General features: G+C 73.8%; 15 protein-coding genes and 1 pseudogene. 11 read left to right on the forward strand and 5 right to left on the reverse strand.

Features of this window, described 5'->3' with window-relative positions:
- Together E6U81_RS41990 and E6U81_RS30490 are read left to right on the forward strand one after the other, a co-directional pair.
- Positions 1–758: pseudogene (locus E6U81_RS41990) on the forward strand (hypothetical protein); the annotation flags it as partial.
- 156 nt (positions 759–914) lie between these two features.
- Positions 915–1,766, forward strand: coding sequence for a tetratricopeptide repeat protein (locus tag E6U81_RS30490; protein ID WP_206310051.1), 852 nt, complete (start codon positions 915–917; stop codon positions 1,764–1,766).
- Positions 1,767–1,848: 82 nt separating this feature from the next.
- Here E6U81_RS30490 and E6U81_RS30495 read toward each other — a convergent pair whose 3' ends face one another.
- The gene (locus tag E6U81_RS30495; RefSeq protein WP_136233261.1) at positions 1,849–3,120 is read right to left on the reverse strand and encodes a DUF1015 domain-containing protein; all 1,272 of its coding nucleotides are present in this window, start codon (positions 3,118–3,120) and stop codon (positions 1,849–1,851) included.
- Positions 3,121–3,207: 87 nt separating this feature from the next.
- Here E6U81_RS30495 and E6U81_RS30500 point away from each other — a divergent pair, with 87 nt between their 5' ends.
- Genes E6U81_RS30500 through E6U81_RS30515 form a run of 4 tightly spaced genes read left to right on the forward strand, consistent with a single transcriptional unit; the run spans position 3,208 to position 7,231 of the window.
- The gene (locus E6U81_RS30500; RefSeq protein ID WP_136233262.1) at positions 3,208–4,257 is read left to right on the forward strand and encodes an HAD-IIA family hydrolase; all 1,050 of its coding nucleotides are present in this window, start codon (positions 3,208–3,210) and stop codon (positions 4,255–4,257) included.
- 45 nt (positions 4,258–4,302) lie between these two features.
- Positions 4,303–5,361, forward strand: coding sequence for an iron chelate uptake ABC transporter family permease subunit (locus E6U81_RS30505; protein ID WP_206310048.1), 1,059 nt, complete (start codon positions 4,303–4,305; stop codon positions 5,359–5,361).
- Between the two features lie 41 nt (positions 5,362–5,402).
- Positions 5,403–6,404, forward strand: a complete 1,002-nt coding sequence (locus E6U81_RS30510; RefSeq protein WP_136233316.1) for an iron chelate uptake ABC transporter family permease subunit — start codon at positions 5,403–5,405, stop codon at positions 6,402–6,404.
- Positions 6,405–6,421: 17 nt separating this feature from the next.
- Positions 6,422–7,231 (forward strand): ABC transporter ATP-binding protein, encoded by an 810-nt coding sequence (locus E6U81_RS30515; RefSeq protein ID WP_136233263.1) that lies wholly within the window; start codon positions 6,422–6,424, stop codon positions 7,229–7,231.
- A 24-nt stretch (positions 7,232–7,255) separates the two neighbouring features.
- Here E6U81_RS30515 and E6U81_RS30520 read toward each other — a convergent pair whose 3' ends face one another.
- The gene (locus E6U81_RS30520) at positions 7,256–7,603 is read right to left on the reverse strand and encodes an SCP2 sterol-binding domain-containing protein (protein WP_136233264.1); all 348 of its coding nucleotides are present in this window, start codon (positions 7,601–7,603) and stop codon (positions 7,256–7,258) included.
- Positions 7,604–7,668: 65 nt separating this feature from the next.
- Here E6U81_RS30520 and E6U81_RS41305 point away from each other — a divergent pair, with 65 nt between their 5' ends.
- The 5 genes from E6U81_RS41305 to E6U81_RS30545 all read left to right on the forward strand — a co-directional run bounded on the left by E6U81_RS41305 (position 7,669) and on the right by E6U81_RS30545 (position 13,011).
- Positions 7,669–8,004, forward strand: a complete 336-nt coding sequence (locus E6U81_RS41305; protein WP_240804109.1) for a hypothetical protein — start codon at positions 7,669–7,671, stop codon at positions 8,002–8,004.
- Between the two features lie 7 nt (positions 8,005–8,011).
- Positions 8,012–8,827: a TlyA family RNA methyltransferase gene (locus E6U81_RS30530; protein WP_136233265.1), complete on the forward strand. Its 816-nt coding sequence runs from the start codon at positions 8,012–8,014 to the stop codon at positions 8,825–8,827.
- Positions 8,824–9,732 carry an NAD kinase gene (locus tag E6U81_RS30535; RefSeq protein WP_136233266.1) on the forward strand — a complete coding sequence of 303 codons (909 nt, stop codon included), beginning with the start codon at positions 8,824–8,826 and terminating at the stop codon, positions 9,730–9,732. Before E6U81_RS30530 ends, E6U81_RS30535 begins: the two co-directional genes overlap by 4 nt.
- A gap of 188 nt (positions 9,733–9,920) precedes the next feature.
- Positions 9,921–11,645 carry a DNA repair protein RecN gene (recN, locus tag E6U81_RS30540; RefSeq protein WP_136233318.1) on the forward strand — a complete coding sequence of 575 codons (1,725 nt, stop codon included), beginning with the start codon at positions 9,921–9,923 and terminating at the stop codon, positions 11,643–11,645.
- Between the two features lie 256 nt (positions 11,646–11,901).
- Complete coding sequence (locus E6U81_RS30545) at positions 11,902–13,011, forward strand: glycosyltransferase family 4 protein (protein ID WP_240804110.1); 1,110 nt, start codon at positions 11,902–11,904, stop codon at positions 13,009–13,011.
- 109 nt (positions 13,012–13,120) lie between these two features.
- On the opposite strand, the gene E6U81_RS30550 is transcribed toward E6U81_RS30545, so the two are convergent.
- The 3 genes from E6U81_RS30550 to E6U81_RS30560 all read right to left on the reverse strand — a co-directional run bounded on the left by E6U81_RS30550 (position 13,121) and on the right by E6U81_RS30560 (position 18,122).
- Positions 13,121–14,740, reverse strand: coding sequence for a PucR family transcriptional regulator (locus E6U81_RS30550; RefSeq protein WP_136233267.1), 1,620 nt, complete (start codon positions 14,738–14,740; stop codon positions 13,121–13,123).
- A gap of 22 nt (positions 14,741–14,762) precedes the next feature.
- Positions 14,763–16,148 carry an FAD-binding oxidoreductase gene (locus E6U81_RS30555; protein WP_136233268.1) on the reverse strand — a complete coding sequence of 462 codons (1,386 nt, stop codon included), beginning with the start codon at positions 16,146–16,148 and terminating at the stop codon, positions 14,763–14,765.
- Positions 16,149–16,292: 144 nt separating this feature from the next.
- Complete coding sequence (locus tag E6U81_RS30560; RefSeq protein ID WP_206310049.1) at positions 16,293–18,122, reverse strand: glycoside hydrolase family 15 protein; 1,830 nt, start codon at positions 18,120–18,122, stop codon at positions 16,293–16,295.
- Between the last annotated feature and the right edge of the window lie 423 nt (positions 18,123–18,545).

The following is an 18,545-nucleotide window of genomic DNA, read 5'->3' on the forward strand; positions in this document are numbered from 1 at the left end:
GCGACCGTCCCGCCTTCCGTCGTGACGACCGGGGCGAGCGTCCGTCGTACCCGCGTCGTGACGACCGTGGTGGCGACCGCCCCTCGTACCCGCGCCGCGACGACCGGGGCGACCGCCCCTCGTACCCCCGTCGTGACGACGACCGCGGTGGATTCCGTGGCGGCCGCGACGACCGCGGCGGCGACCGCCCGTCCTACCCGCGTCGCGACGACCGCGGCGGCGACCGTCCGTCCTACCCCCGTCGCGATGACCGCGGTGGCGACCGCCCCTCGTACCCGCGTCGCGATGACGACCGCGGTGGATTCCGTGGCGGCCGCGACGACCGCGGCGGCGACCGCCCGTCCTACCCGCGCCGTGACGACCGCGGTGGCGACCGTCCCGCCTTCCGTCGTGACGACCGGGGCGAGCGTCCGTCGTACCCGCGTCGTGACGACCGTGGTGGCGACCGCCCCTCGTACCCGCGCCGCGACGACCGGGGCGACCGCCCCTCGTACCCGCGCCGTGACGACGACCGCGGTGGATTCCGTGGCGGCCGCGACGACCGCGGTGGCGACCGTCCGTCCTACCCGCGTCGTGACGACCGCGGTGGGGACCGTCCGTCCTACCCGCGTCGCGATGACGACCGCGGTGGATTCCGTGGCGGCCGTGACGACCGCGGTGGCGACCGTCCGTCCTACCCGCGTCGTGACGACCGCGGTGGCGACCGTCCCTCGTACCCCCGCCGCGACGACCGGGGCGGCGACCGCGGCGGTTTCCGCGGGGGCCGTGACGACCGTGGTGGCTACCGGGGTCGCGACGACCGCGGCGGCGACCGTGGCTACCGTTCGGACCGCGACCGCGACCCGGTCAAGCGGCTTCCGATCGACGAGGACGTCACCGGCCTGGAGATCGACGCCGACGTGCGTCAGGAGCTGCTGAGCCTGCCCAAGGGCCTCGCCGAAGAGGTCTCCAAGAACCTCGTCATGGTCGCCCGACTGATCGACGAGGACGCCGAGCAGGCGTACGCGTACTCGCGCATCGCCCTGCGCCTGGCCTCCCGCGTGGCCGCAGTCCGCGAGGCGGCCGGCTTCGCCGCGTACGCCACGCAGAAGTACAGCGAGGCCCTCGCGGAGTTCCGCGCCGCCAAGCGCATGACCGGCTCCGTCGAGCTGTGGCCGGTCATGGCCGACTGCGAGCGCGGCCTCGGCCGTCCCGAGCGGGCACTGGCCATGGCCGGCGAGCCCGAGGTGCAGAAGCTCGACAAGGCCGGCCAGGTCGAGATGCGTCTGGTCGCGGCCGGTGCCCGGCGGGACCAGGGGCAGCTCGAAGCGGCCATCGTGACCCTGCAGAGCCCCGAGCTGGCGTCCAGCGCCGTCCAGCCGTGGACCGCGCGCCTGCGATACGCCTACGCCGACGCCCTGCTGGCGGCCGGTCGTGAGGACGAGGCCCGCGAGTGGTTCGGCAAGGCCCTCGAAGCCGACAAGGACGGGGCCACCGACGCCTCCGACCGTCTCGCCGAGCTCGACGGCGTCGAGTTCGTCGACGCCGCGATCGACCTGTCCGACGACGACGAGGTCGAGAACGACGACCTCGCCGAGGACGACCGGGACGAGGACATCGAGGACGACGAGGACGACGAGGACGACGAGGACGACGAGGACCCGGCAGAGGTCGCCGCGGCCGAGCGCGCCACCGACGCCACCGAGTACTACGACGAGGACGACGAGGAGTACGAGGCGCCGGAGCAGTCCGCGGCCGACGCCGACGTCCGCGGCGACAAGGCCTGAGCCACGTTGACGTAGCGAAGAAGGGCGGTACCCCGAACGGGGTACCGCCCTTCTTCATGTCCGGCCCGTGTCCGGGCGGGGTTCAGCCCAGTCCACGCAGGACCAGGCCGGTGGCCGGCTTCGGTCCGAAAGACGTCGACTTGCGGGGCATGGTGACCCCCTGGCGGGCGAGGTCCCGCACGACCTCCTCGCGTACGGGATGCAGCAGGACGGCGGTGCCCCCGTGCCGTTCGGCCATGGCCACCGTGGACGCGGCGTCGTGGATGTACGTGATCTGGTCGGGGGCGTCCGGGACGTGCCAGAGGGCGTCGAGCAGCGTCGCGTGCAGCACGGTGGCGTCCAGCCGGCGCCAGGCCTCGGGGCGGTCGTGGCGGACCGTGCGGTCGAGGAGGGCCAGGTCGGGATCGGTGACCAGGTGGAAGGTGCCGTCGCCGGCGAGGAGGAAGGCGTTGCCGCGTTCCGCCGCGTCAGAGAGGGCGTCCAGGGCCAGCGGCAGCGGCCCGTCGACCGGTCGGACCCGGAAGTGACCGGCGACGGCGGCCAGCGCGTCGGCGACCGGGAGGCGGCGCAGCATCCGGTGGATGGCGCGGACCTGGAGCGGATAGCGGGCGGTGTCCACGAGGAGCACCAGGCCGAAGTCCCACGCGGTGGGGGAGGCGTGCTCCTCCTGGAGGCGCAGGTACGTCGCCCAGCGGTGGTGGCCGTCCGCGATGAGCGCCTGGCGGTGGCTGAGATCCGTGGTGACGGCGGCGAGTTCGGCCGGGTCCGTGATGGCCCAGAGCCGGTGCTGGAAGCCGTCCTCGGTGGTGGTCGACAGCAGCGGCGCGCGCTGGGCGGTCCGCTCGACGACCGCCGCCGCCCCCGCGCCGGGGTCGTCGCCGCGGTAGGTGAGCAGGAGCGGTTCGAGGTTCGCGGAGGTGGCCCGCATCAGGCCCGCCCGGTCGGTCACCACGTCCGGCATGACGTCCTCATGGGGGAGGACGATGCCGGCATCGGCGGTGGACAGGGCGAGGGCGCCGATGATGCCGCGCTGCAGCAGCCCGGTCCGGCGCTGCTCGTACACGTACAGGGCCGGCTCGGGGTCGGCGGACAGGATGCCCCCGGCGAGCCAGTCCCGCAGGGTGCGCGCGGCCTGCTCGTTGCGCGCGGCCGGGGTGCCGGCCTGCGGGAGGATGAGGCGGACGATGTTGTGCGGGTCGGCGGACTCGAGATGGTCGACTCCGTCGGGGCGCACGACCACGTCGTACGGCGGCGAGGTGACGGCGGCGAGGCTGCCGACACGCTCCGGGACGTAGCGCAGGCCATGGAACGGGATGAGGCGCAGCCCGTGGTCCGCGGTGCCAGAAGTGGTCATTGGTGCATGGTAAATCGCGTCTCGCCATGCGGGATGATCGGGGCAGTACGGAATCGGACAAGATCGATCTCACAGGGAGCGGCCAGAATGACCCGGCAGATCAGGACCAGTCCTGCGGCGTGTGACCAGAGTCTGCACCAGGCGTACGACACCGCTCTCCTGGACCTGGACGGCGTGGTGTACGCGGGTGGGCGGGCCATCGGCCACGCCGTGGAGTCCCTCGCGGCGGCCCGCGCCGACGGCATGCACCTCGCGTACGTGACGAACAACGCCCTGCGGACCCCCGAGGCGGTGGCGGAGCACCTGGGAGAACTGGGCATCCCGACGGACGCGGCCGAGGTGATCACCTCGGCGCAGGCCGTGGCCCGGCTGATCGCGGAGCAGGTGGAGCCGGGCTCCAAGGTGCTGGTGATCGGCGGGGAAGGGCTGCGGGTGGCGCTTCGCGAACGCGGGCTGGTGCCGGTCGAGTCCGCCGACGAGGAGGGGCTGGCGGCGGTCGTGCAGGGCTACGGGGGCCCTGACCTGGCGTGGGGCCGGTTCGCTGAGGCCTCGTACGCGATCAACCGGGGTGTGCCGTGGTACGCGTCGAACACCGACCTGACGATCCCCGGTGCGCGGGGCATCGCGCCGGGCAACGGCGCCGCGGTGGAGGTCGTACGGATCGCCACGGGCGCGGAACCGCAGGTGGCGGGCAAGCCGCTGCCCCCGATGCACCGGGAGACGGTGCTGCGGACCGGGGCGAAGCGGCCGCTGGTCGTCGGGGACCGCCTCGACACCGACATCGAGGGCGCCTTCAACGGCGAGGTGGACTCGCTGCTGGTGCTGACCGGAGTGACCGACGCGGAGCAGCTGCTGCGGGCCGAGCCCCGGCACCGGCCGACCTACGTCGACCGGGACCTGCGCGGGCTGCTGGCCGGACAGCCGGAGGTGGTGCCGGCCGCGGAGGGGTTCCGCTGCGGTGGCTGGACCGCGGTCGCGCTGAACAACGGCGTGCTCGAACTGAGCGAGGACGGCGGAGGGGGCTCGGACCCGCTGGACGGTCTGCGGGCGCTGTGCGCCGCGGCCTGGACGGCGGCCGCCGAGGACGTGTGCACGCTGGACGCGGCGAAGGCGCTGGCCAGGCTGGGTCTTCAGTGACCTCCGGAGGCCGTTCGAGGCGGAGGCTAGGCTAACCTAACCTGCGTGTTGGTTGAGAGTCCCCCTGAATCCGGGCCGAGTGCGGCGCCCCCGCCGGACGCCGTCGCCCGCCCACGCCATGCCGCGCGTGCCGCGGGTCTGGCCGGCGCCTTCGCGGTGCTCGCCCTGATCGCGGTGCTGAGCATCGCGGTCGGCGCCAAGCAGATGCCCCTGGACGAGGTCTGGCACGGCCTCTTCCACTACTCGGGGACCACTTCGGACGTGGTGGTGCGGGACCTCCGGGTCCCGCGCACCCTCCTCGGGTTGATGGTCGGCCTCGGCCTCGGTCTGTCCGGCGCGGTGATGCAGGCGTTGACCCGCAACCCGCTGGCCGAGCCAGGCATCCTCGGCGTCAACGCCGGCGCCGCGGCGGCCGTGGTCTCCGCGATCAGCTTCTTCGGCGCGAGCTCGCTGAGCGAGTTCGTGTGGTGGGCCTTCCTCGGCGCGGCGGTGGTCTCGGTCGTCGTGTACGTGCTGGGCGGCAGCCGCAGTGCCACACCGGTGCGCCTCGCCCTCGCGGGTACGGCGGCCAGCGCGGCCCTCGTCGGCTACATCAACGCCGTGCAGCTGATGGACAGCAAGGCGCTCGACAAGCTGCGGTTCTGGACGGTGGGGTCGCTGGCCTCGGCCAACATGGACACCGTCCGGCAGGTCGCTCCGTTCCTGCTGGTCGGCGCGGTGCTCGCGCTGTCGCTCGGCCGACCGCTCAACGCGATGGCCATGGGTGACGACACGGCCAGGGCGCTGGGTGCGAACCTGACGCGGACCCGGGTCGGCGCGATGCTCGCCATCACCCTGCTCTGCGGTGCGGCGACCGCCGCCTGCGGGCCCATCGTCTTCATCGGCCTGATGATCCCGCACCTGGTGCGGGTGTTCACCGGACCGGACATGCGCTGGGTGCTGGCCTATTCGGCCGTGCTGTCGCCCGTGCTGCTGCTCGGCGCGGACGTCGTCGGCCGGGTGGTCACCCGGCCCGCCGAGCTGCAGGTCGGCGTCGTCACCGCGCTCATCGGCGGGCCCGTCTTCATCTACCTCGTCCGGCGCAAGAGGATGGCCCAGCTGTGACCGTGACCGCCAAAGCCCGTCCCGTGCGGCTCCCGGGCGGGATGTCGCTGCGGATCGAGCGGCGCGCCCTGGCCGTCGGCGCCCTGCTGGTCCTCGCCGCGTTCGTCATGGCCGTCCTGCTGATCGGCACCGGCGACTTCGACATCGCGCCGTGGGACGTCGTACAGACCCTGTTCGGCAACGGCACCCCCGCCAACGACTTCATCGTCAACGACCTGCGGCTGCCCCGGGTGCTGGTCGCGCTGCTGGTCGGCGCCGCCCTCGGGATGGCCGGGGCCGTCTTCCAGTCGGTTACCCGCAACCCGCTCGGCTCGCCCGACCTCCTCGGCTTCTCGTACGGGTCCGCGGTCGGCGCCCTCGTCGTCATCATCCTGCTGAAGGGCTCGGCGACGGAGGTCGCCGCCGGCGCGCTGCTCGGCGGACTGCTGGCCGGCGCCGCCGTCTACCTGCTGGCGTACAAGCGGGGCATCCACGGCTACCGGCTGGTGCTGGTGGGCATCGGCGCCTCGGCGATGCTGGTGGCCGTCATCCAGTACCTGATCACCAAGGCCCAGCTCGTGGAGGCCTCGCGGGCGATGGTCTGGCTGACCGGTTCGCTGGCCGGCCGGGACTGGGCGCAGGTGTGGCCGCTGCTGGTGACCTGCGCGGTGCTGTTCCCGCTGGTGCTGGGGCAGAGCCGGGCCCTGCGGATGATCGAGATGGGCGACGACGCGGCGTACGCGGTGGGGGTGCGGGTGGAGCGCACCCGGCTGCTGCTGATGCTGGCCGCGATCCTGCTCACCACGGCGGCGAGCGCCGCTGCCGGGCCGATCAGCTTCGTCGCGCTGGCCGCGCCGCAGCTGGCACGCCGGCTGACCCGCTCGCCGGGCGCCAACCTGCTGACCGCCGCCCTGATGGGCTCGGTGGTGCTGCTGCTCTCGGACTGGGCCTCGCAGCGGGCCTTCGGCGCGGACCAGCTGCCGGTGGGCGTGGTGACCGGGCTGGTCGGCGGTGTCTATCTGCTCTGGCTGCTCGTCACCGAGCGCAAGGCAGGACGTATATGAACCTCAGGAGTGCGCAAGTGCAGCGGTTGACCGCGGAGAACGTGACCCTCGGCTACGACCAGCGGGTCATCGCCGAGAACCTGTCGGTGGAGATCCCCGACAACTCCTTCACGGTGATCGTCGGCCCCAACGCCTGCGGCAAGTCCACGCTGCTGCGGGCCCTGTCGCGGATGCTGAAGCCGTCCGAGGGGCGGGTCCTGCTGGACGGGCAGGCCATCGGGTCGATGCCCGCGAAGAAGGTCGCCAAGACCCTGGGCCTGCTCCCGCAGTCCTCGATCGCGCCCGACGGCATCACGGTCGCCGACCTGGTCTCGCGCGGCCGGTATCCGCACCAGGGCCTGCTGCGGCAGTGGTCGCCCGAGGACGAGCGGATCGTGAACGAGTCGATGGCCTCGACCGGGGTCGCCGAGCTCGCGGACCGGGCCGTGGACGAGCTGTCGGGCGGGCAGCGGCAGCGCGTGTGGATCGCGATGGCGCTGGCCCAGCAGACGCCGCTGCTGCTGCTCGACGAGCCGACGACCTACCTGGACATCCAGCACCAGATCGACGTGCTGGACCTGTGCGCCGAACTGCACGAGACCCAGGGGCGTACCCTCGTCGCCGTGCTGCACGACCTCAACCACGCCGCCCGCTACGCCACGCACCTGATCGCGATGCGGGGCGGGAAGGTCATCGCCGAGGGGCCGCCGCAGGAGGTGGTCACCGCGGAGCTCGTGGAGAAGGTGTTCGGGCTGCGCTGCCAGGTCATCGACGACCCGGAGACGGGGACGCCGCTGGTGATCCCGGCGGCGCGCCGCTCCCGCGAACAGGCGGCCGCCGAGGTGTAGTGGCTCGGGGACGGCCGCTGCCGCCTAGAGCAGGCTCTTCAGCCGCAGCAGGTCGCGGAAGCCGGCCTCCAGCCGGATCCGGCCGGAGGCCCAGGCCTTCGCGAACTTCAGCTCGCCCGCGACCAGAGCGACCAGGTCGTCGCCGGTCATCGCGAGGCGGATCTCCGCCTTGCGGACCGGCGGGCCCGGTGCGACCGCGTCCACCCGGATGCGGCCTCCGTCGAGGCGGCCCGTGAACGTCTGGTCCAGGTCCGTGATGTGGCAGCTGAGGGAGCGGTCGAACGCCGCCGCGCCGCGCACGCCGTCCTCGGCCCGCGCGAGGTTGTCGGAGAGTCGGTCGAGTGCTTCACGGCACTCCTGGATCGTAGCCATCGTGATCACGACCGTACCGCAGAGCCGCGCGTCGCCGTGGGTGCGCTTCGGGGTAGCGTCGTGGCATGACCGACGAAGCAGCCGAGACCCGGGCCGAGGCCCCGAGCGCGGCCGGAGCCGATGCCGGAGCCGAGGTCGGCGCGGGAGCCCCCGCCGAGTCCGCCGAGTCCGCCGAGTCCGCGGCGCCGGCGGAGCCCGCCGGGCCCGCGGCGCTGGGCGTCGTACGCACCCCCACCGGGCACGCCGGGGTGGACGCGCACCTGGCGCGGCTGGCGGACGCGGACCACCTCGGGGCGGACGGACACGTCGAGGTGTACGAGGATGTGCACCGGGGGCTGCGCGAGGCGCTGACCGCGCTGGACGCACCGCCCGTCCCCGGACCGTACGAAAACAGGAGCTGAACCGAACGTGGCAGGAGTGGCACGCCGCCGCCTGGACGCCGAACTGGTACGCCGCAGCATGGCCCGCTCGCGCGAGCACGCCGCGCAGCTGATCGCCGCGGGCCGGGTGACCGTGGGCGGCACCACCGCGACCAAGGCCGCCACCCAGGTCGAGACCAGCGCGGCCCTCGTGGTCCTCAAGGACGACGCCGACCCCGACTACGTCTCGCGCGGCGGGCACAAACTCGCGGGCGCCCTCGCGGCCTTCGGGCCGCAGGGGCTGCGGGTCGAGGGCCGCCGGGCGCTGGACGCCGGCGCGTCCACCGGAGGCTTCACCGACGTGCTGCTGCGCGCGGGCGCGGCCCACGTCATGGCGGTCGACGTCGGCTACGGGCAGCTCGCCTGGTCGCTGCAGAGCGACGACCGGGTCACCGTGAAGGACCGCACGAACGTGCGCGAGCTGACCGTCGAGCAGATCGACGGCATCCCGGTGGACCTCGTCGTCGGCGATCTGTCCTTCATCTCGATCGGCCTGGTGCTGCCCGCGCTGGTGCGGTGCACGGCGCCGGACGCGGACCTGGTGCTGATGGTCAAGCCGCAGTTCGAGGTCGGCAAGGACCGGCTGGGCAGCGGCGGCGTGGTGCGCAGCACCGAGCTGCGGGCCGAGGCCGTGCGCGAGGTGGCGGCCAGCGCCGCGGGGCTGGGACTGGGTGTCCTCGGGGTCACCGCCAGTCCGCTGCCGGGGCCGTCGGGGAACGTCGAGTACTTTCTGTGGCTGAGGGCGGGGGCACCGGCACTCGACCCGGCGGACGTTGATCGTGCAGTGGCGGAGGGGCCGCAGTGACAGATTCTTCGGGGGAACGCACCGTATTCCTGCTCGCGCACACCGGACGGCCAGCGGCCATCCGCAGCGCCGAGCTGGTCGTCAAGGGCCTGCTGCGCTGCGGGCTGGGCGTACGCGTCTTCGACCACGAGGCGGTGGACCTGCCGCTGCCGCCGGAGGTGGAGCTCGTCACCGAGTCCACGCCGGGGGTGCTCGACGGGTGCGAGCTGCTGGTGGTGCTCGGCGGGGACGGGACCCTGCTGCGCGGCGCCGAGCTCGCACGGGCCTCGGGCGTGCCGATGCTGGGCGTCAACCTGGGCCGGGTCGGCTTCCTCGCCGAGGCGGAGCGCGACGACCTGGACAAGGTCGTGGACCGGGTGGTGACGCGCTCGTACGAGGTCGAGGAGCGGATGACCCTCGACGTGATCGTGCGGACGAACGGCGACGTCGTCCACCGGGACTGGGCGCTGAACGAGGCCGCGGTCCAGAAGGTCTCCCCGGAGCGGATGCTGGAGGTGGTCCTGGAGATCGACGGGCGCCCGGTGACCGGCTTCGGCTGCGACGGGATCGTCTGCGCCACCCCGACGGGCTCTACGGCCTACGCCTTCTCCGCGGGCGGGCCGGTGGTCTGGCCGGAGGTGGAGGCGTTGCTGATGGTGCCGATCAGCGCGCACGCGCTGTTCGCGAAGCCGCTGGTGACCTCGCCGAACTCGGTCCTGGCCGTGGAGGTGCAGAACGGTACCCCGCACGGGGTCCTGTGGTGCGACGGCCGGCGCACGCTGGAGCTGCCGGCCGGGGCACGCGTGGAGGTCCGGCGCGGTGCGGTGCCCGTGCGGCTCGCCCGGCTGCACCACGCGTCGTTCACGGACCGGCTCGTCGCGAAGTTCGCGCTGCCGGTGTCGGGCTGGCGTGGCGCGCCCCACTGACGGGCCCGCCCCAACCGGCGGCGGGCGCCGGAGTGCCCCGCCGCCCGCAAGCCCGGCCCGGATGGCGGGTGTTGTCGCTCGGCGTCGGACGCGAAAGCATTAATAGCACATGCGTTCGAAGAACTTGGGGCGGGTGACGTCACATGGCACCCGGGAAACCTCGGTATGGTCGTCCCGTGCTTGAGGAGATGCGGATACGGTCGCTCGGGGTCATCGACGACGCGGTGGTCGAGCTGTCGCCCGGTTTCACCGCCGTGACCGGCGAGACCGGCGCGGGCAAGACGATGGTCGTCACCAGCCTCGGGCTGCTGCTCGGCGGTCGCGCCGACCCGGCCCTGGTGCGGATCGGGGCCAAGGCGGCAGTGGTCGAGGGCCGCATCGTCATGCGCCCGGACGCCCCCGCCGCGGTACGCGCCGAGGAAGCGGGCGCCGAGCTCGACGACGGCGCCCTGCTGATCAGCCGGACCGTGTCCGCCGAGGGGCGTTCGCGCGCCCACGTCGGCGGCCGCTCCGTGCCCGTCGGCCTGCTCGGCGAACTCGCCGACGACCTGGTCGCCGTACACGGTCAGACCGACCAGCAGGGGCTGCTGCGCCCCGCCCGGCAGCGGCAGGCGCTCGACCGGTACGCCGCAGACGCCGTCGCCGTCCCGCTGGAGAAGTACGGCTCGGCCTACCGCAGGCTCCGCGCGGTCGCCGTGGAGCTGGAGGAGATCACCACCCGGGCGCGGGAACGGGCCCAGGAGGCCGATCTGCTCCGTTTCGGCCTCGACGAGATCGCGGCCGTGGAGCCGGTGGCCGGCGAGGACGCCGAACTCTCGGCCGAGGCCGAGCGGCTCGGGCACGCCGAAGCGCTGGCCTCGGCGGCCCAGACGGCGCACGCCGCGCTCGCGGGCAACCCCGAGGACCCCGAGGCCATCGACGCCAACATGCTCGTCGCCGGAGCCCACCGGGCCCTGGAAGCCGTACGGTCGTACGACCCGGCGCTCGGCGCGCTCGCCGAGCGGATCGGCGAGCTCGGCATCCTGCTCGCCGACGTGGCCGGCGAGCTGGCCGGCTACGCCGACGACCTCGACGCCGATCCGCTGCGGCTGGCCGCGGTGGAGGAGCGCCGGGCCGCCCTGACGCAGCTGACACGCAAGTACGGCACCGGGGGCACCGTGGACGCGGTGCTGGAGTGGGCCGAACAGGGCGCGGCGCGGCTCCTGGAACTGGACGGCGACGACGAGCGGATCACCGAGCTGACCGCGGAACGGGACGGACTGCGCTCCGAACTGTCCCTGCTGGCACAGACGCTGACCGACGCCCGGGTGGAGGCGGCGACGCGCTTCGCCTCCGCGGTGACGGAGGAGCTGGCATCGCTGGCGATGCCGCACGCCCGGGTGACGATCGACATCCGGCAGACCGAGGACCCCGAAGGAGTGGAAGTCGACGGCCGCCCGGTCGCCTACGGACCCTCCGGCGCCGACGAGGTCGAACTGCTGCTGGCCCCGCACCCGGGCGCCCAGCCGCGGCCGATCGCCAAGGGCGCCTCGGGCGGTGAGCTGTCCCGCGTGATGCTCGCTGTCGAGGTCGTCTTCGCGGGCTCCGACCCGGTGCCCACGTACCTCTTCGACGAGGTCGACGCCGGCGTCGGCGGCAAGGCGGCGGTCGAGGTCGGCCGGCGCCTGGCGAAGCTGGCCAGGTCGGCGCAGGTCGTGGTCGTCACGCACCTGCCGCAGGTGGCGGCCTTCGCCGACCGGCAGCTGCTGGTGGAGAAGACCAACGACGGCTCGGTCACCCGAAGCGGGGTCACCGTCCTGGAGGGCGAGGACCGGATCCGCGAGCTGTCGCGCATGCTCGCAGGCCACGAGGACTCCGTCTCCGCGCGGGCGCACGCCGAGGAACTGCTGGCGGCGGCGCGCGCCGACGTGTGAGCCCGCACACCACCTGGAGGGCCCGGACCGGATGACGTTCCGGGCCTTCCGCTTGTCCGTGAAAGACCGGTTCGGGCCCGAAACAGACCGATCGGCACGTCACTCTCCGGATTCCACTTACGCCTTGTGGGTGAGGCCGGAAGGTCTCCGGCCGTATCTCGCACAGGATCCGCACCCGTATGGTCCCGGAACGCGCGTGCGGACTGGCATCCTTGGCGACGTCTCTGACTCTTCCCTCACCCTGGAGCTTCGGCCAGTGAGCAGCTCCCCGGTCTCCACCTCCGCCGCGGCACAGCCCTACGGGCGCCCGCTGCGCACCGTCCACGTGCTCGGCGACGGTGCGGGCGCGGGCAGCTGCACGCACGTCCGATCGCTCGCCACCGGGCTCGCCGCGCGCGGGGTGCGGGTCACGGTGTGCGCTCCCGTCCAGGCCGAGGGGGAGTACGACTTCACCGGCGCCGGGGCGGAGTTCGCGCCCGATGCGGTCAGCGTGCTGCGGGCAGCCTGCGCCGGCGCGGACGTCGTCCACGCGCACGGGGTGAAGGCTGGCCTGCGGGCCGCGCTGGCCATACGCGGGCGCCGGGTGCCGCTGGTGGTGACCTGGCACGGAGACGGCCCGACGGCGCACGGCGCGCTCGGGCGGCTGAGCCGGATGCTGGAACGGCGCGTGGCACGGGCCGCCGCGGTGGTGCTCGGCGCCTCCTCGGACCTCGTGGACCTGGCACGCCGGCGCGGCGCCAGGGATGCGCGGCTGGCGCCCGTGGCCTTCCCGGCGGCCCCGGAGGGCGTATCGGACCCGGGCAAGCTGCGGGCGGAACTCGGCGTCGTGGAGCGGCCGTTGCTCATCGCGGTCGGCAGCCTGGTCGCGCACCGCGGATACTCCGTCCTGCTCGACGCGGCCCGCGAGTGGCGGGCGCTGGAACCGGCTCCGCTGCTGGTGATCGCGGGCGAGGGACCCCTACGGGCCGAACTGGCCCGACGGATCGAGGCGGAGGGGCTCCCCGTCCGGCTGCTCGGACGACGCCGGGACGCGGCGCAGCTGCTGGCCGCGGCGGACCTGGCGGTCCTGCCGAGCCGGTGGGAGGCGCGGGCACTGCTGGCGCAGGAGGCGCTGCGGGCGGGCGTGCCGCTGGTGGCCACGGCGGTGGGCGGTGTGCCGGAGCTGGTGGGGGAGGGCGCGGTGCTCGTCCCGCCGGGGGAGGCGAGGGCCCTCGCCTCGGCCGTGACCGGCCTCCTGGCCGACCCGGCCCGCCGGGCCGACCTGGCCGCCGCCGGGCGCATCCAGGCCGCGAGCTGGCCGTCGGAGGACGACACCGTGGCCCAGGTCCTGTCCGTCTACGACGAACTGATGGAACGCCACCGCTAGCCCCCGGCTACCGCCGGGAGGTGCCCCCTGGCGGGGCTGGATATGCGGGCTCTGCCCCGAGGCCCCCAGGGGCCGAGGGGTGCGAGGGGCGCGTCAGGAAGGGGTGGCGTCAGGAAGGGCCGGCGTGGCGGCGGGCGCGGAGGGCGAGGCTCAGGGACAGGACCGTCTCCGGGTCGTCCAGGTCCGTGCCCAGCAGCTCCGAGATGCGAGCCAGCCGGTTGTAGAGGGTCTGCCGGTTCAGGTGGAGCTCACGGGCCGTCTCCGCCTTGCGGCCCGCATGGGCCAGGTACGTCTCCAGGGTGGGCAGCAGCGGCGGCCTCGAGGCGGCGTCGTGCGCGCGCAGCGGGCCGATCGCGCGGTCCACGAAGGCCGCCAGGTCCGGGTGTTCGCGCAGCCGCCACAGCAGCAGATCGATGTCGAGGCGCCGGGCGTCGTACCAGGGCCGCGCCGGCAGGCCGTGGGCCGCGGTCGCGGTCTCCGCGGCGTGCCGCAGGCCCGACGAGGCCGCCGCCCAGCCGCCCGCGACGCCGACGACCACGGCCGGCGGGGCGGTGGCCCGGTCCAGGCCCGCGCGTTCGACGCCCGCCCGCAGCGCAGCCGCGACCCGGTCGGCGACCGCCGTGCGCTCAGACTCCGCCCGCAGGGACACCAGCAGCGGCACCCGGCCCTCGACCGGCCGGACCCCCAGCAGGACCGGGACCCCGACGGACGACAGCTCCTCCAGCACCGCCCGGGCCAGGACGGCCCAGTTGCCGGACGGGCCGAGGTCCGACAGCCGCATGACCACCGGCAGCAGCGGCCCGGCGCCCGGCTTGAAGCCCAGCACACGGGCCTGCCCCGGCGCGTCCTCCGCCGAGATGCGGCCCTCCGCGAGGTCCGTGAGGAAGTCGCCCCGGCCGCGCGCCGCCAGCTCCTCCTCCTGGCGCGCCTGCATGAGGACCACGGCCAGCACGCCGGCGGTGCGCTCCGCCGCCATCCGGTGCACCGGCAGCAGCGGGGCCGAGACCCCGACCAGGACCACCCGGGCCCGCACCGAGCCCGTGCCGTGGCCGCCGCCCGGCACGTCGACGACCACGGTGTTCGCCGACGGTTCGGCCTCGCGCTGGCCGCGCAGCCCCTCCCAGACCTGGAGCGGGTCCGCGCCCGGGTCCCCGGCCGAGCTGGCGGCCGCGTACAGCAGCTGCCCGTCCGGGGTCTCCAGGAAGACCGGGTTCCCCGTGAAGTCGGCCAGGATGCGCAGCACCTGCGGGATGCCCCCGCCGCCCAACAGGGCCTCCGTACACCGCCGGTGGACCTCCTCGGCCCGCTGGAGCAGGGCGTAGTGGCCGTTGACGATCTCGGTGTGGACCTCCTCGGTGACCGCGACGAAGGGGACCTCCCGGTGGAGCTGCACCAGCGGCAGCCCCGCCGCGCGCGCCGTCTCCACGAGCGTGGCGGGCAGCCGCGTGAACCGCGGGCCCAGCTCCACCACCAGCGCGGCGATGCCCCGGTCCGCGAGGCGGCGTACGAAGGCCCGCTGCTCGGCGGGTCGGGTGCCCAGGCCGAGCCCCGTGGTCAGCAGCAGCTCACCGCCCTTGAGCAGGGAGGCGATGTTCGGAACCTCGCCCGCGTGCACCCAGCGGACGGTGCGGCCCAGGCGGTCGGCGCAGGCCACCACCTCCGGCAGGCCGCTGCGCAGCCCCGGCAGCTCCAGTGCCCGCTGAACCGTGATCCCGCCCTGACTGTCCATGTCGCGGGACGCTATCAGGGGGTCAGGCCGGCCGGATGTTGTGGTTGAAGCGGAAGACGTTGTCCGGGTCGTACGCGCGCTTGACCTGTCCCAACCGCCGCATGTTGTCCGCGCCGAGCCCCGAGACCACCCGGTCCGAGCCCTCGTCCCCGGTGAAGTTCAGGTACACCGCGCCGGTGCTCCACGGCTGCACGGCCGCGCGGACGTCCTTGACCCACTGCCTGCAGCGTTCGTCGTCGGCCGGGTCCTCCCAGATCCCGAACGGGTGCACCGCCCAGGGGGAGTCCCGGTACGGCACCGGGTAGTCGGCCGGGCCGGAGGCGATCGCGCCGCCCTGCGGGAACAGGATGTGCTGGGTCCCGGTCGGCACCGGCATCGACGAGGCCCGGGAGCAGAACGCGTCGACGAACGCGTCCGGTGCGGCGGTCAGGTACTCCGCCGACCAGTAGTTCCGCAGCCCCGGCGGGTCGTCGATCATGCATTGGAGGTCGGCGTACGGGATGGCGGTGACCATCGCCGCCTCGTGCGGTAGTGCCAGCAGCGGCTCGGCGAGCCCCCGCAGCCGCTCCTCCGGGCCCGCGTACGTGAGCAGCGCCGCGCACACCAGCCTCCCGGCCAGGTGCGGTGGTACGAAGTCGTCGTCCGGGGGGCCCGTCAGGTAGATCACGCCCCCGCTCGCCTCCGCCGGCCCGCCCTCCAGGAGGTCCCGGTAGGTCCGCACCACCTCGGGACCGTTCTCCGGCAGGTAGAGGACGAAGGCGATCGCCATGGCGGGCAGTTCGTGCAGCCGCAGGGTGATGGCGGTGGCCACACCGAAGTTCCCGCCGCCGCCGTGCAGGGCCCAGAACAGCTCGGGGTGCTCCTCGGAGGTGGTCTCCACGACCGATCCGTCGGCCGTCACCAGCTCCACGCCCAGCAGGTTGTCCACGGCCAGCCCGCACTTGCGGTCCAGCCACCCGCTGCCGCCGCCCAGGACGAAGCCGCCGACCCCGGTGGTGGAGGCCCGGCCGCCGGTGGTGGCGAGCCCGTACGGGGCGCACGCCCGGTCCAGGTGGCTCATCGTCGCCCCGCCTTCGACCCGGACCGCGCGGGCGCCCCGGTGGACGGTGACCTCGTGCATCCGGCGCAGGTCGATCACCAGGGCGGCGTCACCGAGGGCGGAGCCGGAGACGCTGTGCCCGCCGCCCCGCACGGCGATCTTCAGGTCCAGGTCCCTCGCGAAGCGCACGGCGGTGACCACGTCCTCCGCGCTCTCGCACTGGGCGATCACGGCGGGCCTGCGGTCGATCATCGCGTTGAAGACGGTCCGGGCCCCGTCGTAGCCCGGATCGTCCGGAGCGAACACCTCACCGGACAGATCCTCGCGGAGCGCGGTCAGGGCCGCGCCCGCCTTCGAGAGGGGAGCCATGGCTGCCCCCTTCCAACGGACGGAGGGCATAGGACCCTTCCAGCCTAGGCCCGGAGGATCACCGGGGCGCGGTGGCCACCGCGCCCCGCCCGGACGGCCCGGGCTGCCCTTCGGACGGCCCTTCGGACGGGGCGCCCGCGGGCGTCAGCCGCCGTACGCGCCGCTCGCGGTCAGCCGCAGGGCCGTGTCGATCAGCGGAACGTGGCTGAACGCCTGCGGGAAGTTCCCCACCTGCCGCTGGAGCCGCGGATCCCACTCCTCCGCGAGCAGGCCCAGGTCGTTGCGCAGGGCCAGCAGCCGCTCGAACAGCCGCCGTGCCTCGTCCACCCGGCCGATCATCGCCAGGTCGTCGGCCATCCAGAACGAGCAGGCGAGGAAAGCTCCCTCGTCGCCCTCCAGACCGTCCACACCGGCTTCCTCGCCCGCCGTCGGGTAGCGCAGGATGAAACCGTCGGGCGTGGACAGCTCGCGCTGGATCGCCTCGATGGTGCCGATGACCCGCTTGTCGTCCGGCGGCAGGAAGCCCATCTGCGGGATCAGCAGCAGGGAGGCGTCCAGCTCCTTCGACCCGTACGACTGGGTGAAGGTGTTGCGTTCCTTGTCGTAGCCCTTCTCGCACACGTCCTGGTGGATCTCGTCGCGCAGTTCCCGCCACCGCTCCAGCGGGCCGTCCGCGTCCCCGCTCTCGATCAGCTTGATCGTGCGGTCCACGGCCACCCAGGCCATCACCTTGGAGTGCACGAAGTGCCGGCGCGGGCCGCGCACCTCCCAGATGCCCTCGTCGGGCTCGGACCAGTGCGTCTCCAGGTAGCGGATCAGCTTGAGCTGGAGCAGGGAGGCGTAGTCGCTGCGGGCCAGGCCGGTCATGTGGCCCAGGTGCAGGGCCTCCGTGACCTCGCCGTACACGTCGAGCTGCAGCTGGCCGGCGGCGCCGTTGCCGACGCGGACCGGCCGGGATCCCTCGTAGCCGGGCAGCCAGTCCAGCTCGGTCTCGCCGAGCTCCCGTTCGCCCGCGATCCCGTACATGATCTGCAGGTTCTCCGGGTCGCCGGCCACCGCGCGCAGCAGCCACTCGCGCCAGGCGCGGGCCTCCTCGCGGTAGCCGGTGCGCAGCAGCGAGGAGAGGGTGATGGCCGCGTCCCGCAGCCAGGTGTAGCGGTAGTCCCAGTTGCGCACCCCGCCGATCTCCTCCGGCAGGGACGTGGTCGGCGCGGCGACGATCCCGCCCGTGGGGGCGTACGTGAGGGCCTTGAGGGTGATCAGGGAACGGACCACGGCCTCGCGGTAGGGCCCGTGGTAGGTGCACTGGTCGACCCACTCGCGCCAGAACTCGGCGGTCGAGTCCAGGGCCGCCTCGGCGTCCGGGGCCTCGGGCGCGCCGCGGTGGGAGGGCTGCCAGCTGATGCTGAAGGCCACCCGGTCGCCGGGCCCGACGGTGAAGTCGGAGTACGTCGTCAGGTCCTTGCCGTACGTCTGCGCGTCGGTGTCGAGCCAGACGGAGTCGGGGCCGGCGACGGCGACGGTGCGGCCGTCGACCTTGTGCACCCACGGCACCACCCGGCCGTAGCTGAAACGCATACGCAGCGTCGAGCGCATCGGAACGCGCCCGCTGACGCCCTCGACGATGCGGATCAGCTGCGGCGCGTGGTCCTCGCGGGGAGGCATGAAGTCGATCACGCGGACGTTGCCCCGCGGGGTGTCCCACTCGGACTCCAGCACCAGCGAGTCGCCGCGGTAGCGGCGGCGGGTGGCACGCGGGGCCTCGGCGCCCGCCGGGAACGCCGGCCCGATCCGCCAGAACCCGTGATCCTCGGTGCCGAGAATGCCCGCGAACACGGCATGGGAGTCGAAGCGGGGCAGGCACAGCCAGTCCACGGCCCCGTCCCGGCAGACCAGGGCAGCGGTCTGCATGTCACCGATCAGTGCGTAATCCTCGATGCGCCCGGACACGTGCATCTCCAGTCGAACGGCCACGTCCGCCCCGTAGGGCGCTTGCAATGCGCGTTTGCGCGGTCTCCTGTGTGCAGGGATCCCCGCGTGAGCCCATGATTCCGTATATCGGCTCGGTTAGGCCGTCCGACGGACTGCCCGGCGGTGATGTGTGCAATATCCGAGCAGGATATGACGGCACCCTAGTGATCTTCTCCAGGCCGCGGGGAATGCCGTTCGGCCGAACGGGTGAGCCGCGGGATCTCCGCCCCGGCGCACTTCGGCGCTCTGCTACGACCCGGCGACGGCGCGTGGCCGGAGGCGGACCGGCCCGGGCGCTGATAGGCTGGTACCCCGTGGACCGGTGGTCTGCCTGTGCGAATCAGGGGCCCCGAAACCGCAGCTTCGGCGCCCCCTGAGACCCTTCCGGATCGACGGTGGCCGGCGCCGGACGCACCTCACCTCGCG

The sequence above is a fragment of the Streptomyces sp. A0592 genome, assembly GCF_004795115.1.
Lineage (GTDB): Bacteria > Actinomycetota > Actinomycetes > Streptomycetales > Streptomycetaceae > Streptomyces > Streptomyces erythrochromogenes.

Bases quoted from the DNA above. Each gene is read 5' to 3' on its own strand.
- E6U81_RS30495 (WP_136233261.1), bottom strand. From the start codon at position 3,120: ATGACCACTTCTGGCACCGCGGACCACGGGCTGCGCCTCATCCCGTTC.
- E6U81_RS30550 (WP_136233267.1), bottom strand. From the start codon at position 14,740: ATGGACAGTCAGGGCGGGATCACGGTTCAGCGGGCACTGGAGCTGCCG.
- recN (WP_136233318.1), top strand. From the start codon at position 9,921: ATGCGGATACGGTCGCTCGGGGTCATCGACGACGCGGTGGTCGAGCTG.
- E6U81_RS30555 (WP_136233268.1), bottom strand. From the start codon at position 16,148: ATGGCTCCCCTCTCGAAGGCGGGCGCGGCCCTGACCGCGCTCCGCGAG.
- E6U81_RS41305 (WP_240804109.1), top strand. From the start codon at position 7,669: ATGACCGACGAAGCAGCCGAGACCCGGGCCGAGGCCCCGAGCGCGGCC.
- E6U81_RS30510 (WP_136233316.1), top strand. From the start codon at position 5,403: ATGTCGCTGCGGATCGAGCGGCGCGCCCTGGCCGTCGGCGCCCTGCTG.
- E6U81_RS30500 (WP_136233262.1), top strand. From the start codon at position 3,208: ATGACCCGGCAGATCAGGACCAGTCCTGCGGCGTGTGACCAGAGTCTG.
- E6U81_RS30520 (WP_136233264.1), bottom strand. From the start codon at position 7,603: ATGGCTACGATCCAGGAGTGCCGTGAAGCACTCGACCGACTCTCCGAC.